The sequence below is a fragment of the Thermobaculum terrenum ATCC BAA-798 genome (assembly GCF_000025005.1).
In the GTDB taxonomy this organism is placed as follows: domain Bacteria; phylum Chloroflexota; class Chloroflexia; order Thermobaculales; family Thermobaculaceae; genus Thermobaculum; species Thermobaculum terrenum.
The window spans coordinates 999,849-1,015,299 of sequence record NC_013525.1 but is presented as its reverse complement, the minus strand read 5'-3'; the positions used below and the strand labels follow the sequence as shown (position 1 = coordinate 1,015,299).

Annotated in this window: 9 protein-coding genes and 2 tRNA genes; 2 read left to right on the top strand and 9 right to left on the bottom strand. The window is 45.6% G+C overall.

All coding sequences use genetic code 11. The annotated features are described in order from the left end of the window. Nucleotides 1–2: 2 nt before the first annotated feature. The 3 genes from aspS to lepA are packed head-to-tail and all read right to left on the bottom strand — an operon-like array spanning nucleotide 3 to nucleotide 5,140. Nucleotides 3–1,814, bottom strand: coding sequence for an aspartate--tRNA ligase (aspS, locus tag TTER_RS04805; RefSeq protein WP_012874902.1), 1,812 nt, complete (start codon nucleotides 1,812–1,814; stop codon nucleotides 3–5). Then, on the bottom strand, nucleotides 1,815–3,326 hold the full coding sequence (gene mazG / locus TTER_RS04800) for a nucleoside triphosphate pyrophosphohydrolase (RefSeq protein ID WP_012874901.1): 1,512 nt from the start codon (nucleotides 3,324–3,326) through the stop codon (nucleotides 1,815–1,817). Continuing rightward, complete coding sequence (lepA, locus tag TTER_RS04795) at nucleotides 3,323–5,140, bottom strand: translation elongation factor 4 (RefSeq protein WP_012874900.1); 1,818 nt, start codon at nucleotides 5,138–5,140, stop codon at nucleotides 3,323–3,325. The genes mazG and lepA overlap by 4 nt, the downstream gene beginning before the upstream one ends. Before the next feature lie 162 nt (nucleotides 5,141–5,302). Between lepA and rpsT the strand changes: the two genes are divergently transcribed. After that, on the top strand, nucleotides 5,303–5,605 hold the full coding sequence (rpsT, locus tag TTER_RS04790) for a 30S ribosomal protein S20 (RefSeq protein ID WP_012874899.1): 303 nt from the start codon (nucleotides 5,303–5,305) through the stop codon (nucleotides 5,603–5,605). Here the strand turns inward: rpsT and holA are convergent. The 5 genes from holA to TTER_RS04765 all read right to left on the bottom strand — a co-directional run bounded on the left by holA (nucleotide 5,602) and on the right by TTER_RS04765 (nucleotide 13,547). Further along, entirely contained in the window at nucleotides 5,602–6,597 is a 996-nt protein-coding gene (gene holA / locus TTER_RS04785) for a DNA polymerase III subunit delta (protein WP_012874898.1), read from the bottom strand. The genes rpsT and holA overlap by 4 nt on opposite strands. Before the next feature lie 310 nt (nucleotides 6,598–6,907). Beyond that, a tRNA-Gly gene (locus tag TTER_RS04780) sits at nucleotides 6,908–6,981 on the bottom strand. A gap of 11 nt (nucleotides 6,982–6,992) precedes the next feature. Next, nucleotides 6,993–7,069 (bottom strand) — tRNA-Pro (locus TTER_RS04775). Nucleotides 7,070–7,150: 81 nt separating this feature from the next. Next, nucleotides 7,151–9,382 (bottom strand): DUF2298 domain-containing protein, encoded by a 2,232-nt coding sequence (locus tag TTER_RS04770; protein ID WP_012874897.1) that lies wholly within the window; start codon nucleotides 9,380–9,382, stop codon nucleotides 7,151–7,153. Continuing rightward, on the bottom strand, nucleotides 9,372–13,547 hold the full coding sequence (locus tag TTER_RS04765) for a DUF2298 domain-containing protein (RefSeq protein WP_012874896.1): 4,176 nt from the start codon (nucleotides 13,545–13,547) through the stop codon (nucleotides 9,372–9,374). The genes TTER_RS04770 and TTER_RS04765 overlap by 11 nt, the downstream gene beginning before the upstream one ends. Before the next feature lie 50 nt (nucleotides 13,548–13,597). Between TTER_RS04765 and fmt the strand changes: the two genes are divergently transcribed. Beyond that, nucleotides 13,598–14,578, top strand: a complete 981-nt coding sequence (gene fmt, locus TTER_RS04760; protein ID WP_012874895.1) for a methionyl-tRNA formyltransferase — start codon at nucleotides 13,598–13,600, stop codon at nucleotides 14,576–14,578. On the opposite strand, the gene TTER_RS15305 is transcribed toward fmt, so the two are convergent. Further along, nucleotides 14,515–15,354, bottom strand: coding sequence for an MBL fold metallo-hydrolase (locus TTER_RS15305; RefSeq protein WP_277422774.1), 840 nt, complete (start codon nucleotides 15,352–15,354; stop codon nucleotides 14,515–14,517). The genes fmt and TTER_RS15305 overlap by 64 nt on opposite strands. Nucleotides 15,355–15,451: the final 97 nt, after the last annotated feature.

Below are 15,451 nucleotides of genomic sequence, written 5' to 3'. Positions count from 1 at the left end.
CTTTACTGAACTTTGCTATCAGCTGTAGAGCTTTCAGGCTCTGGAAGCCTTACCTCTATATGTAGCTCTCTAAGTTGTTCTTCATCTACTGGTGATGGGGCATTCAGCATGAGATCAACTCCAGCCTGGTTCTTAGGAAAGGCTATTACCTCGCGTATGTTCGGCTCATCTGCGAGAACCATCACGAGCCTATCGATCCCAGGAGCGATACCTCCATGAGGAGGAGCGCCATACTCGAATGCCTTCAGTAGAGGACCGAATCTCTGCTCTATATCCTCTGGAGTATAGTTCAAAATCTCAAAGATTTTCGCCTGTAGATCTCTCTTATGAATACGAATGCTGCCACTCCCTAGCTCGTATCCGTTACAGACAATGTCATAAGCCATAGCCCTGACTTTACCTGGATCACTATCAAGCAGAGGCTCATCTTCCGGATAGGGAGCAGTAAACGGGTGATGGGTTGGATCCCATCTTCCCTCATCTTCATTCCATTCGAAGAGAGGCGGGTCAACTATAAACGCGTAGGCTATAACGTCCTGATCCACTAAGCCAAGTTCGTGGGCCATATGGCTCCTTAGCCTACCAAGCACGTCGAGAGCTTGTAAAGTCTTATCAGCTACGATAAGCATTAGATCGCCGTTGTTAGCCCCGAGCTTGTGAGCAATAGCGACTACCTGATCATCAGAGAAGAATTTAGTTACGGGAGAACGGACGCCTTCAACACCTCTTGCCAGGTCATCGATTGCAAACCATACTAGTCCCTTCGCACCAAAAGACCTAGCAAGATTTGTCAAATCATCTAGCTGTCTCCTAGTAAAAGAGGCTGCTTCTGGGACCGCGAAACCTCGTACTGTCCCTCCGGCAGCCAAAGTATCCTTGAAAACCCTGAAATCCGTATTAGCAACTATATCGCTAATATCCGAAATCTCCATGCCGTATCTGATATCTGGCTTATCAGTACCATATTTATTCCAGGACTCTTCGTAGGATATGCGCTTGAAGGGCTTATACAGGATCTTTTTATCTGTGAGCTCCTCAGTTAGGCTGGTAAAGAGATCCTCGGTAAGCTGAAGTATATCTTCCTGCGTTACAAAGGACATTTCCAAGTCAAGCTGTGTAAACTCTGGCTGCCTGTCTGCTCTCAGATCTTCATCACGAAAACACCTAGCTATTTGGAAATACCTCTCCACACCAGCAACCATTAACAATTGCTTCAACTGTTGGGGAGACTGAGGCAGTGCATAAAAGTGTCCTGGATATAACCTACTAGGGACCAAATAGTCTCTAGCCCCCTCTGGCGTGCTCTTGATAAGGATTGGAGTCTCGATTTCAATGAAGTCCCTGGCCGTTAGGTAATCTCGGATAAACTTGGTGACCTTGTGCCTCAACTGGAGGTTACGAAGCATCTTAGGTCTTCGCAAGTCCAGATATCTATACTGGAGCCTGACAGTCTCATCAGGCAAATTATCATCATCCAGATCGAAAGGTAGAGGTGCAGACTTATTTAACACCTCTAACCTAGATGCAGCCAATTCAATCTCTCCGGTTGACATACGAGGATTCTCAGTACCTGGGGGTCTCCTACGGACAGTTCCAGTTACCGAGATCACCCACTCGCTTCTGACGGTCTCTGCTAGCCGAAACGCATCCTGATTGTCCGGGCTGAACACCACCTGAGTAATGCCCCAACGATCTCGTATGTCTATAAATATCACTCCGCCATGATCTCTACGGCTATTGACCCAACCGTAGAGTGTGACTTCTTGTCCTATATGTTTGGTATTTAGTTCACCACACGTCCAAGTCTTACTCAATTAGGCCTCCAACTTGACATTTTTCTCTTGTTCCTTGATCTCTTCCCAAAGGGCATCCATCTCATCGATAGATAGTTGTTCGAGCTCTTTGCCTTGGGAACGAGCTCTCCTCTCCATCTCTCGAAAGCGCTGTTCGAACTTATCAGTTGCTATCCTAAGGGACTCCTCAGCATCTATACCATGGAACCTTGCCCAGTTCACGAGCACAAACAATAAATCCCCCAGCTCCATCGGCAATTCATCCGCTGCAGAGTCCTTAACTTCTTCGAGCTCCTCTAATACCTTCTCCCACAGCTGTCTAGCATCATCCCACTCAAAGCCCGTTTTCGCAGCTCTGACGCTGATGCTTTGAGCACGTGCTAATGCAGGTAACGCGCGAGGAACTCCATCCAGAACGGAGACTTCTTCCTCTCCCTTTTGAGATCGCTCGGATTTCTTTATCATTTGCCAGTTTCTAGTTACATGCGAAGCGTTTTCTACCTGAATATCGCCGAATACATGCGGGTGCCGACGAATAAGCTTGCTGGTTAGAAAGCGGATAACGTCGCCAATCTCAAACTCGCTCTCAGAGTATGCTATCTCGCTATGCAAGGAAATCTGCAACAAGAGATCTCCCAACTCCTCCTCTAAGGCGTCTATATCTTGCTTATCCAACGCATCTATCACTTCATAAGCTTCTTCAAGTAGATAGCGCTTGATAGAGTAATGGTTCTGTTCTCTATCCCAAGGGCAACCGCCTGGCCCTCTTAGTCTAGCAGTTATATACGTGAGCTGGTAGAAGTGAGATCCAGGTGAGTCAGGGGCCAGGGGAGGTACATAGACAGATGCTAAATGATCTACCTTAGCATATTTATCTAGATCTACCAATTGTAGCTCATGATGCGAGCTATCCACAGAAGCACGAACCACCTTAATAGGCCACTCCGGAGGATAAACAGAAAGGAGAAATAGCTTGGTGACTGAGGCAAGGCTCTGATTCCAAACACCTGTCACCAAGAGAGGTATAGTTGGATTTAAGTATTGAGATTTAGCGCTAGGGTATAGTTCATACAGCCACTCGAGCTCCGAGGCGTCGACCAACTGCAAACCATCATCTATAGGATCCAGACCCAACTCAATCATAATAGCCTCTAAGGCAGATACGGAAGGTAGGATCTTAAGATTTACAGGAGTATCTCGTAGACTCTCACGCAATAGTTTGACTGACCTCTCTCCTGCGCTAGGACTACCAGGCACAGCATACGCCAGGTAAGAAATATCTGCAGCAAGTATGCGATCCCGTAATCGTTCCGCTATAGCCCTGTATACTTCATCTAAAGAATCAAAAGTGTCGTAGATTTCATCAAAGCTCTTAAGCTTATCTCCAAAGTTGATGTGGTCCAAGGTGGGGTGTTTTCTAGTTCTTACCCAGACTTCATCAGCCTCCTCCAAGGCCTTTTTACCTGCTATAGTCAACATACCAGGATCACCCGGACCTAACCCCACGACTACCAGCTTCTTTTCAGCAATCATGTACGAGATTCCTCCTGATCATTCAGGCGCAAAACTGCCATGAAGGCCTCTTGGGGGATCTGTACGCTCCCTACCATCTTCATTCTAGCCTTACCTTCTTTTTGCTTCTCCAGCAGTTTGCGTTTTCGAGTTACATCTCCACCATAACACTTAGCAAGGACATTTTTGCGCATAGCTTTAATGGTTTCTCTGCTTATAACCCTACTCCCTATAGCTGCTTGTATCGGTATCTCAAACAGTTGTCTAGGTATAAGCTCTTTCAACTTCTCAACAAGAGCTTTTCCCTTGGAATAGGCCTGATCCCTGTGAACTATCAATGACAATGCATCTACCACCTGACCGTTCACTAATACATCTAGTTTTACTAGATCGGCTGGTCTGTACCCCACGAATGAATAATCCAAAGAGGCATAGCCTTGAGTTCTAGACTTGAGTTGATCGTATAGATCTGAAACCAGCTCACTTAGCGGAAGATCATAAGTAAGCATTACACGTTTTTCTTCGAGGTATTCCATGTTCCTAAACTCACCACGTCGGTGAGTAATTAGATCCATAACCGGACCTATATAGTCAGAAGGAGTCACCACCGTGATCTGCATCCAGGGCTCTCTTATCTCTTTTATCTTTTGCACAGGAGGCATCTCGTTGGGGTTACGTATGGACAATACCTGCCCATCGGTAGTTTCCACTTCATATTCTACGCTTGGAGCGGTTATTAGCAGATCCAGGCCATACTCGCGCTCCAGTCGCTCTTGAACGATCTCCATATGAAGCAAACCTAGAAACCCAACTCTAAATCCAAACCCAAGAGCAGCAGAGTTGACGGGTTCATAAGTAAGAGACGCATCATTCAACTTTAGCTTGTCTAAAGCATCTCTAAGCTCTGAGTAATCCTCCCCCTCTACAGGGAATATACCGGCAAATACCATAGGCTTAACAGGCTTGTATCCAGGTAGCGGCTCAGTAGCACCATTACGCGACCAAGTGATGGTGTCTCCTACTCTACAATCAGATACAACTTTAAGCCCCGTAGCTATATAGCCTACCTCCCCAGTATCAAGAGATTGAGAGGCTGTTAGATCCGGAGAGAAATACCCAAGCTCAAGAGCCTCTGTATCTTTTCCTGTTGACATCAATCGCAGTTGATCACCTTTGGATACCTTCCCATCAACAATCCTGACGTAAGCCACAACACCCTTGTAAGGATCGTAATGTGAGTCAAATATCAATGCTCTAAGGGGCGAATTGGGATTACCCTCTGGAGGAGGGAACCTGTGCACTATAGCTTCCAGCAAATCTTCCACGCCTAAACCAGTCTTGGCGGATACCGCAAGTATCTCACTCCGTGGTATGCCGAGAAGCTGCTCTATCTCACCCATCACACCCTCGACATTAGCGCTGGGGAGATCGATCTTATTGACCACGGCAATAATCTCAAGATCGGCCTCAAGGGCCATATAGACGTTTGCGAGGGTTTGGGCCTCGATACCCTGGGTTGCGTCCACTACTAGGATTGCTCCCTCGCAGGCCGCCAAGCTTCGACTTACCTCATAGGAAAAATCCACATGGCCCGGAGTATCTATAAGGTTCAGCTGATACCTATTGCCATCCTTGGCGTTGTAATACATCCTGACAGCCCTAGCCTTGATCGTAATTCCCTTTTCCCTCTCCAGGTCCATCGTATCAAGAACCTGCTCAACCATCTCACGTTCGCTGATAGTACCAGTAACTTGTAACAACCTATCAGCTAGGGTAGATTTACCGTGATCAATATGAGCTATAATGCAAAAGTTCCTAATGAAGCGCTGGTCCAATGCGAGTTCTCCGAAACACTTGGTAGGCAACTATTAATTCAACCTGTCAAAAGTATATCGCGTCAAGTTGAGCAATGAGAGCTCGTTTGGTATACTGGCAGGGTTAGTTCATGGCATAATTATCTTCCGAGAAACAAATCTTACTGATTGTGAAAGGGAGTTATGAGCAGACATCATCAGAGGTCACTTGCAAACAAGAGATCAGCAGAGAAAGCTCACAGGGTTTCCGAGAAGCGTAGGCTGCGAAACAAGTCCATAAAGAACAGAGTACGTACTATGATATCCAAAGTACGTAGGCCTTTGCTGGCAGGAGATGTGGCAACTGCTGAGCAGAACCTAGCAGCTGCGATTAGCGCATTGGATAGGGCAGTTTCTAAAGGTGTGCTTCACAGGAATAACGCTGCCAGGCGCAAGAGCAGACTGATGAAGGCACTAGCTGCCGCACGCAGCTCTGCATCTTCTTAGAAACGCCTCGCACAAGCTTGCTGTATAAATAGCTCAAGGGCCGAGTCTAACTCGGCCTTTCCTGTTTTGTAGCTTAGATCGACCTGTAATAGCATCTCGAGAAGCTTCTTAGGCTGACCAGGTTTAAAAGTGCTGAGCGCCGTCGATAACTTCCTGGCTACAAAGGGCTTCATACCAGTAGCCTGCTGCAGATACAAACTTCCCTTATCCCTACAGCTATCAGCTATAACCAGGTTACGTATCTGAGATGATATGGCGCCAATAATTTGCTGAGGAGCCACACCCTTTTCTAGCAGCGCACGAAATGACTGAACAGCTTTCCCCGCATTCTTAGAATAGATAGCATCCGTTATATCCCAAACAGCAACATCAGGCGGCATATCCACCAGAAGGTATATATCCTCAGGATCAATCCTGAGTTTATCCTTACAATACATCTTGAGCTTATCCATCTCAGATTGAAGCCTGGAAACATCATTGCTGACAGCCTGTGCTAATATCTCAGCAGATTCTGAATCTATCTTGTAGCCATCAGATTCAAAAGCCTTCCGTATATATAAGGGGAGCTCGGCTTGCTCCGGCAAGAGGTACTCCTCGAAAGAACTGTATTTGCGGAGTACACGACCTATGCCCGAAGTACCTATTGGATTCCTATCAAAAAACACCAGCAGAGTAGTCTCCGGCACCTCCGGTAGATAATCTTCCAAGTCCTTAACCAGTTGACTTGATGAGGTTCGAGTTTTTCGTTCGGAATATTCTTGATCAGTACTGCTAGAAGCGTCAGAGGAAGATAGGCTGCTTATTCCCTTGACTATCACAACTCTTTTGCCTCCAAAAAGAGGCATAGTATTGCAGTAATCCCGGAGGTCTCTGATGGATAAGCCTGTGGCTTCCAGTTCAACTACATCCGTATCCTCTTCCAATTCGGAAAGGATAGCTCTAAGTCGTTCGTTCAGTTTAGTATGGTCGTTCCCACAAATAGTAACTACCATTTTACCTTGGGCAAAAAAATACCCCGAGTGCCGTCGCCACCGTGTTCCTGAACCTGCAAGCTCGCAGGTGGGTGCCTACCTCTCGAACTTTCAGCGTTTCCGCTAGGCGAGCCTTTTATGGCTCCTCGCGCCTACGCACGTTCTCGAGCGATCAGCTCCCTCAGTTAGGGTGTTGGTTCAGAACATCCCTAGCGACAACGGCACTCCTGAAGGGGCTACATTAGGAGATTATCACAGATGATGAGATATAACAAGGTCTACAAAGAATTTTATGGTAAACAAAAAGACCTGCGAAGAGTTTCGCAGGTCTTGGAGCGGGTGACGGGAGTCGAACCCGTGCCAGCTGCTTGGAAGGCAGCTATGATACCGCTTCACCACACCCGCACTTGCGATACTGGTCGGGGTGAGAGGACTTGAACCTCCGACCTCAGCGTCCCAAACGCCGCGCGCTAGCCAACTGCGCCACACCCCGACACTTTGAACCTCGCGCTATACAAATTAGCAAATAGCTGTCCCTTAGTCAAGTGTTCATCGGCTCTACTAGCCAATCCTGTCACGGGGATTTATATATGATGTAATCACCGAATCGAGCAACAGCGATGAGCTTTCCTTTGAAAGGATCTCTGGGATCTATACCTTCCTCAGCTTGCATCTGACGCTCTGAACTACCATAAACAACATAGCTAACACTATACTTTTCCAAAAGTTTGAGCAAAGCGTCTCTATCTAACCCGGAGTAAGCCCTGCTTACGTCCCTCATCCTCTCTGACAGCTCCCTCAAGGCGTCTGGTTGCCCAAGACGCCACTGTAATTCATGCCCCTGCCACCCTAAGACAGTCGGTCTTCCTGCATACGTAGAGACCCGGGAATAATTAGTATAAGATCCACCAGTAGCTTCCAAAACAACTGTAGAAGGGTTAGTGTTATTCCTTACCCATTCCACTACCCGATACATATATGGATCTTCGTTATTTAGAAACGCGGTACCGTCTAGTCCATGCATGCCTTCCAATGATCTAGCTCGGAAGGTTGTCAAGGAATAACCCATAGATAAAACAACTAGAGCACACATTATAGGGACTATAACTCGCGTGATCGTTACCCTGGGAACACATGATCGTAAGGAATCGAGAGCAAACATAGCCATGCATCCAACAGATATACTTTGTATCTGCCAGGATTGATAGTAAAACTTGAAAACCGTGTTCATGCGATCCTCAAAAACATCTCTGATATAGAAAAACTCCGGCAAAACCACCAGTAGCCACCCGACTACAGATAGAAAACAAGCATATCTAAAGCCTATAGAAGAAGTCCTAAATCCTATGATCAGAGTAGCTACTACTAAGGGAAGAAGTAGCGTTGCATGCACACCAAAGATCACCCCTATAAAACTCACAAGCAGTAGGGGGACAAGAATTCTTAAGTCCTCCCTATGAAACAGGTTAGTAAAGCAAACTAGTACGAACAAACTAAAGGCTATATGCCAACCCCAGACCTTCAAAAGCTCCAGCAGGTCCGTGTGATCCCACCAAACCACTCCTATGTAATGACCGATAAAGTTGATCACAGGGATCACTTCTATTTGAGGGGGAATAAAGCTTTGGCTACTTACGGGCGGGTCAAAATGTCTTACAAAGGGATAAGACGTTACCAAAGAGGTAAATGCCAAGAGAATAATGCTCAAAGCAGATCTCAGTAGGACTTGTGTGTACATGCCGATAGTAACTATAGACAGAAGGAAAACTAATACTGCTACCGGAACATCCCAGCTATTAGTCATATACAGAGCCCCAATTAAGATCCCGGGCAAGAGGACAGGTAAAACTAGGAATGTAGATTTATTCTGCCGGTAGAGGTTAGATACCGAGCAATAGAGCACACCCAAAAGCAAGGGCATAGCCATCAGGTGGGGATGTAGATCTCCTAATAGGAAAGTGAAAGCTGGAAACTCATCTATAGTTTGTTGAGGGCCATTTCGGCCAGGAATAAAGTCGAAAATGACCCTTGTGGATTTCCAGAACCAGTCAAAGCTTCCGGGAGTATTAAAATTTACCCACGCTAGGATAGAGGCTACAGGGTTGCCAGCAAAAAGAAGCAACAGCAGAGAGATGATAGCTCCAGCCACAGCAATCCAGATAGATCTGAGCCCAGCCGCCCTGATGAGATTGATGACTATACTGAAAGTAATCACTGCTACGACAGCAAAGATAGTCGCAAGGCCCAGGTTGTAGCCCACTGCAGGAGAAATTCCAGAGAGACGACACAAGATCGAAACCATGTAATAACCAAAGTAGTAATAGTTGACTCCATATCCTGCAAACCATATATCCCTAGGAGGTATAACCTCGCTAAGGTACGAAGTTTGTAGATACATGAAATCCATAGGTTTCTCGGTCTGGGAGATCTCGGGCACGAAGGCTCGTAGGATTGCGAGATAAGAAAAAGCCAGGACAAATATAAGCTCTAGGGATAAATAATATTTCCACCCTTGAAACAGGAGAGATCTATTGAATGAGGATCTAAAGAACACAATAGCTACCAGTACGGAGATGAAAAATAAAGCTGCTACAGAGATTATCAGACCTTTATTCTTGTCCCAAATCCCCAAGTATAGTCCGTACCATGTAGACCAAGACACGAATAGCCATCCAACAAGCTTAGACAGAGCATATCCGCGATCGGGCATGAACCGAAACAAAGCGTAGGCTATGGGCATGCTGATAAGCCCTAGCAACAACAAAGTCGCGTACCATTGGAGACAGTAAATTAAGTCATTGTTCAAGTTTACTTAAGCTCTCCTCGGACCATTGCCAGGAAGGCTTCACTTCGTAGATCTTTACAGCCCTGTTGCTATATATAAGTTTCAAATAGGGACCAACCATTCGATCAAACTTCTCAAGCCCCTGTTGTGAGGCATACCTCTCGCCTGTATCAAACTCGTGCAACCTCTCGACGGGTCCTAAATAGATGTACTTTATGTCATATCTCAATATAAGCTCCAGAGCGGTCTTAATACTTGATGTATCATAGAGATTCCTAACATCACGACTCCTACTGAAGACCTGATCTGGATATCGCTGTTGACTCTCATGATTATCCCACCCCATTACGTCGGGCAAGCCAGTGAACATAGATATCCTGGACCCAAATCCTCTATACGGACCAATACTCGCCTCGACCAACACATCAGGCTTAGCAATATTCTTCCTAAGCCACTGTATAGCATCATAATCATATTTAAAGCTAAGCGTCTGCCCTGAAACATTCGTCAAAGTAGCGGTAGTAAGAAATGCTTCTCCATTTAGTCCTGCATTACTTGGAGGCACCGGAAAGCGCTGAGACAAGCGAGAATAAGAGCCGGCGACAGTATATATGAGCGATGAGGTGACCAGGAACAGGCAAACTCCTAAGTAACTAGCTCTTAGACTGCTTCTCCTGATACTCCTATAAGTAACAGGTAACAATCCAGCACACCCCAGAGCCAGCAAGATCCAGCTCTGAACCCCAAATTTGAAGATGGTGTTCATACGATACGCGGTTGATCCATCCAAAAAGTCTCTCAAGTAGAAGATCTCTATAAGCACCCAAATAGCTAACCCAGCGGACGTCAACCCAAGCCAAATAGCCAATGGCTGTTTATTTCTACTCTGCCAAAGGCAAGAGATTGAACATATGAGCAAGGCTAGCAAAAGACCTAAAGATAGCCTGTTTAGAGAGAGGCCAACTATCACAGCACCTAAAGCTACTAATAATATGAACCTGAGATGAGTATCCCTGAGTAAAGTTACCAGAGCATAAGACAGAACAATGGCAAAGAATAAACCTAACTGTATCAGGATCAAAGTAACGGGGACAGATTCATGTACCAGGCCAAAACTGGAATAAAAACTCTTAAAGTGCACGAAGAATGGTACACAGAAAGCAACTGATAGGATTATAAAGGTCAAACTATCGTGTGCGACTCTAAGTAGCTTAGTAAGCAAGGTCGTACACGAGGTTAGAGCTCGTATAGATACAGCTAGCAGGAACAATCCACTATAAGTAGGGAAATCCCAGGGGTTAGTCATTATCAGGACACTACCAAGCATCGACGCCAGGATAATCACAATCAACCTACTCTTCCTCGCAGAAATGAAAACATAATACGCTGCCAGGATTAAAAGCCCTAGCGCCATAGGCATAGCTACCATATGTGCATGGAGATCAGCATACAGAAACGTGAAGAATGGGAACTCGTGAATTATGTTCCCACCGGTAATGCGAGTAGACCTCCAGAAGTCAAAGTTTCCCAGGAAGTTGGACAAGTTGCCGCTGGCAAAAGACTGCATGAGTTGCACTAGGCCGTCCAAGTTACCTACTATAACCATAAGCAAGGTACTCAAAAAGCCCACGATTTGCGCAAAAGTCCCTCCAAAAAACCTTCTGGAGATCTCATAACCAAATGTAAAGGCAAGGGTACCCGTAACGGCGAAGATCCATGCCACCGCGATATTGAAGCCATAGGCCGGCCCCACGAACGTCAGTCTCATGAGAACAGCAGCTAACCACTGGCCAAAATAGTAGTAGTTAATGTACCCGCCAGAAAACCAGGGATCATAAGGGGGTAAGTTGGAGCTCCTTTGAATCGCGTTGATAAATGAAAGCTCCATTGGCTTTTCACCACCGAATATGGGATGCCACAGATCAGGATTAGCTATTCTCATAAGCAGACCGACAATAAAAAGCAATAAGAATAATCCCTCTAGCAGCACTATCCTACTGATCCTGGATCTAAGGATATTTACTAAGGATCTGGAGTTGACAAGGGCAAACGAGAGGGAGAAAAGTATAAAGCCGATCGTTATTACCCACAAGCTAGCTGGATATGTTAGTAGTCCAAGAGACGTGCCCAACCAGGCACCAAGGGCAATAATTACGATAGAAAGAAGCTTAGACAACATCCAGCCACTATCTTGTGCTGCATATACAAACTGGGCAAGAAGAATCCATCCTAGCAAGCCTATTAACTCGAGGATAAAGAACCAAGCTATTGGCGAAATCAAGCTGTTATTAATTATTCCCCGATAGTAAGGTAAGCCTATCGAAGACAATGTCGTCAGAGGATTAATCATTAGAGGCTTATCGACCTTGCCATGTCTGGAAGGATTCCAGGGCGCTAGCAAAGAGTCCGCAAAAAGCGCTCTTAGTTCCCAGTCTGCAAGCTGTCTCTCCTTTTTGAATATCACAACCGGGGGGTGGTCATATACAGCAACATTGTCATCTGCGCTACTTTCATCTATAGGTACAGCACCTAACGAAGGAGAAGAATGAAACTCCGCAACTTTGATAAATCCTAGGCGCTCAGAAAAGAGCAGTTGATAATACCTAGTAGCAACAGCATATCGCCACGGGGACATGGGGATAGATTTATACAGCCTGTTGGTGGCCAGCACTATATAATCCGAGTTACGTAGTACATCTTCTATCTGCTGTAGCTTTTCGTCAGGCGGTAGATCATCATACATAGCTATAGTGTAGTAGTTGTAGATGCTTGGGCTATTCCCCTCCACAGGGAGAGGGAGACGGTCATCCCAGTGTTCTGTGCCTATAATTGAGCCGGGAGGTATGTGCTTGTATATCCATTCTGAAGCCGTGATCCACACATGCGGCCGAGTATATATACGTTCAAAGGCCAGCGCCCACAATAACGTTCCCACTACCACAGAGAAAATAGCAAGATATGGTATAAATCGCTTCAAAGCTATGAAGATACCAGGTTCGGGGCTAATCCTGGTGACAAACCTTGAGTGTAAAAGGTAATTAGACAAAACTGCGCTGGCCAATATCAGCAGCACTGGATGAATGGGGAGCATGTATCTCAACCATTTAGCTTCAAGCAGGAGGATAGAAGCAGTGTATGGGAGAATCCAAATCAATAAGACTGCATATTTGGAATCGCCAGATCTCAAAGTCCTGAAAAGGGCCCAAAACAAGCCAAATATTACTGTTATACCTAAGGGTATTCCCACTCCCCAACGTGCATACTGCGTAAGATGGTACCAGCCAGGTATAGTTCCTATGTACTGTCTTGTGTAAGGAACGTCGATTATTCCTCGCTGTATCTGGCTCTCGGCGACGATATTCTGCGCATAGGTGGGAAAATCCAGCAACGCATAGGGCTCCCATATTGCCCACGCCAAGACAGCAGCTGGTAAAACATACGTTAGGCGCCTCACTACAAGCATCAAGGTAGAGGCTATACTCTCTCCCGAAGAGAATATACCTGATATCCTTGACTCCAAACTTCTTATAGCAAGTAAGAGCAACAATGCGGGACAAAATGCTGCAGCGCTTGGCTTTGTAGCTATCGCAAATCCAAGAAACAAACCACTTAAAGCAAACTTGTAATTCTTATGATCCTGAATGGCAGATACTGCGAACCACAAACTTATGACCAATAAGAGGGTCATTATAGGCTCTGCCACATAAAAATGAGCAAATTGTATTTGAATTACGGAAAAAGCTGACAATAATGCAGCAATAATTCCTGTTCTTGCCCCGAATAACCGTAAAGCTAATAAGTAAATGAATAGAACCGTGAGCGTGTCTGCTATCGCACTTATAGACCTAGCCACTACATATATAGATTCAAATTCAGCATACTGTTGCCCCAAAACCTTGGCAACTAAGTTAGATACAGCCTTTAGAAAGTAAATAAGCAGGGTACCGTAGGAATAGCTTAACCTAATCCCGTTTTCTAGTCTGCGAGGGTTTAGGGGACTAGAATCTGCATCTAACAACTTCCCGAGGTCTAAGGTGAGATGTACCCTATTGACTGTAACATCAATAATGTGTCTCTCGTCTGGATGAGCATAAAAGCCTGAATCCCAGCCTATTCCATATACTCGCAGGGAAAATGCAATCAGTAGGATGATCAGCAGCAAGACTCTATTCGTACCGTTAGACACTTTGCTCCTTTCCTGTAAAATCACTAACGGATCATTTTAACATCGGGGTGATGATGGATAGAAAAAGGCTGCTGTTTTTTGGTACATCTGAGTTCGCTGTTCCACAACTTCAAGCTCTAACCAGTTTAGGGAAACACGACCTAGTAGCGGTCTATACTCAACCTGATAAGCCCGCGGGCAGGGGTCTAAGAAGTCACCCCTCCCCCATAGCGCTTGCAGCTGAGCAGCTTGGACTTCCAATAGAAAAACCTAAAAAGATCAGAGATAGTTCCGTAATAGCTAGCATCAGAGACTATAGACCCGATCTGATTATATTATCAGCTTACGGCTTGATTATCCCTCGGGAAGCCCTCCAAATCCCACCATTGGGCTGGATCAATGTGCATCCCTCATTACTGCCTAAGTATAGAGGTGCAGCGCCTATACAAGCTGCCATACTAGCAGGGGAAACCAAAACAGGAGTGACGCTTATACGCATGGGGGAAGGACTGGACGATGGACCTATCCTAGCCCAGGTAGAGGTGGATATAAAAGATCACGAGACAGCAGGAGAGCTTTCCGAGAGGCTAGCAAAAATAGCCGCGGATCTGCTGATCCAAACTTTGGATAAATGGATACAAGGGAAGATCACCCCAGTAGAACAAGATCACTCGGCTGCTACATACGCCCCTAAGATAAGCAAAGAAGCAGCCTGCATAGATTGGAATAAGCCTGCTGTTTTGATTGAGAGAGAGGTCAGAGCATTTAATCCATGGCCAGTATCTTACACATACTGGGAAGATAAAAGAATATTGATCTATAAAGCTAAAGCTATCCCTTCATCTACTGAAGGCAAGCCCGGGGAAGTAACCAAAGACGTACAAACTAAGATGCCGATAGTAACATGTGGAGAAGGAGCACTCCTGTTAGAACAACTGCAGATGCAGGGCAAGAAGATCGTGGACGGCAAAGCCTTCCTCGCAGGGTATCAGAAGATAATAGGTTCCATACTCTCCTCAGACTGCTTTGGGGAGCCAAATAAGGATAGCTGAACTGCTGGCTCCAAGGGAGGCTCCCAGACCAAGCTTGGCTTATCTCTTTCGGTTACGTATAAATCGATAGATATCCCTAATTTATTTAGATACGACAAAACGGTATCTCTAGCGCATGTCTTCGTATTGTTACGCTTTGAGAGATGTGCAAGCCAAAATTGCTGGGGTCGCGGTCTTAGGGCAGAAGATATCAGCTGAGCTGCCTGCAGGTTAGAGAGATGCCCCCTATCGCTCATAATTCTCTTCTTTAGGTGCCAAGGGTAGGGGCCACTTATTAATCTATCAACATCATGATTTGCTTCAATTACGACCAAATCACTCGTCCTGGCTGCAGATACAGCATCTAGCGTAGGTGCTCCCAGATCGGTTATTACCGACACCGCATACTCACCGTATCTGATTTGATAGCCAACTGGATCAGCAGCATCATGAGGCAGCGAAAATGCTTGTATCTCTAGTCCCTCTATTTCTATAGATTGTTCCTTCTTATAGACTTCGTACTCAACCCCATCAATCAACCAGGATAAAACTTTTCTGGTTTCTTCAGTACACAGCACCGGAGTGTCAAACCTTTTAGCAAGCAGCTCTATACCTGCAATATGATCCGAATGCTCGTGCGTGACAAAAATACCTAGAAGGTTTTCTGGAGATACATTTCTTTCAAGGAGGTACGTAGTCAATTTGCGAGCAGATATCCCTGCATCAATCAATATAGCCTTGCCTTCCCATTGCAAAAGCAAGGAGTTACCAGAACTACCGCTGGCAAGGCAACTCACACGTAGACCAGATATTGTTCGCTCGATGTTCACAGCAGAAGCAATATATCTCTATAATTGCATCGTTGTCAAAAATCAGAGGACACTAGTTTATGAC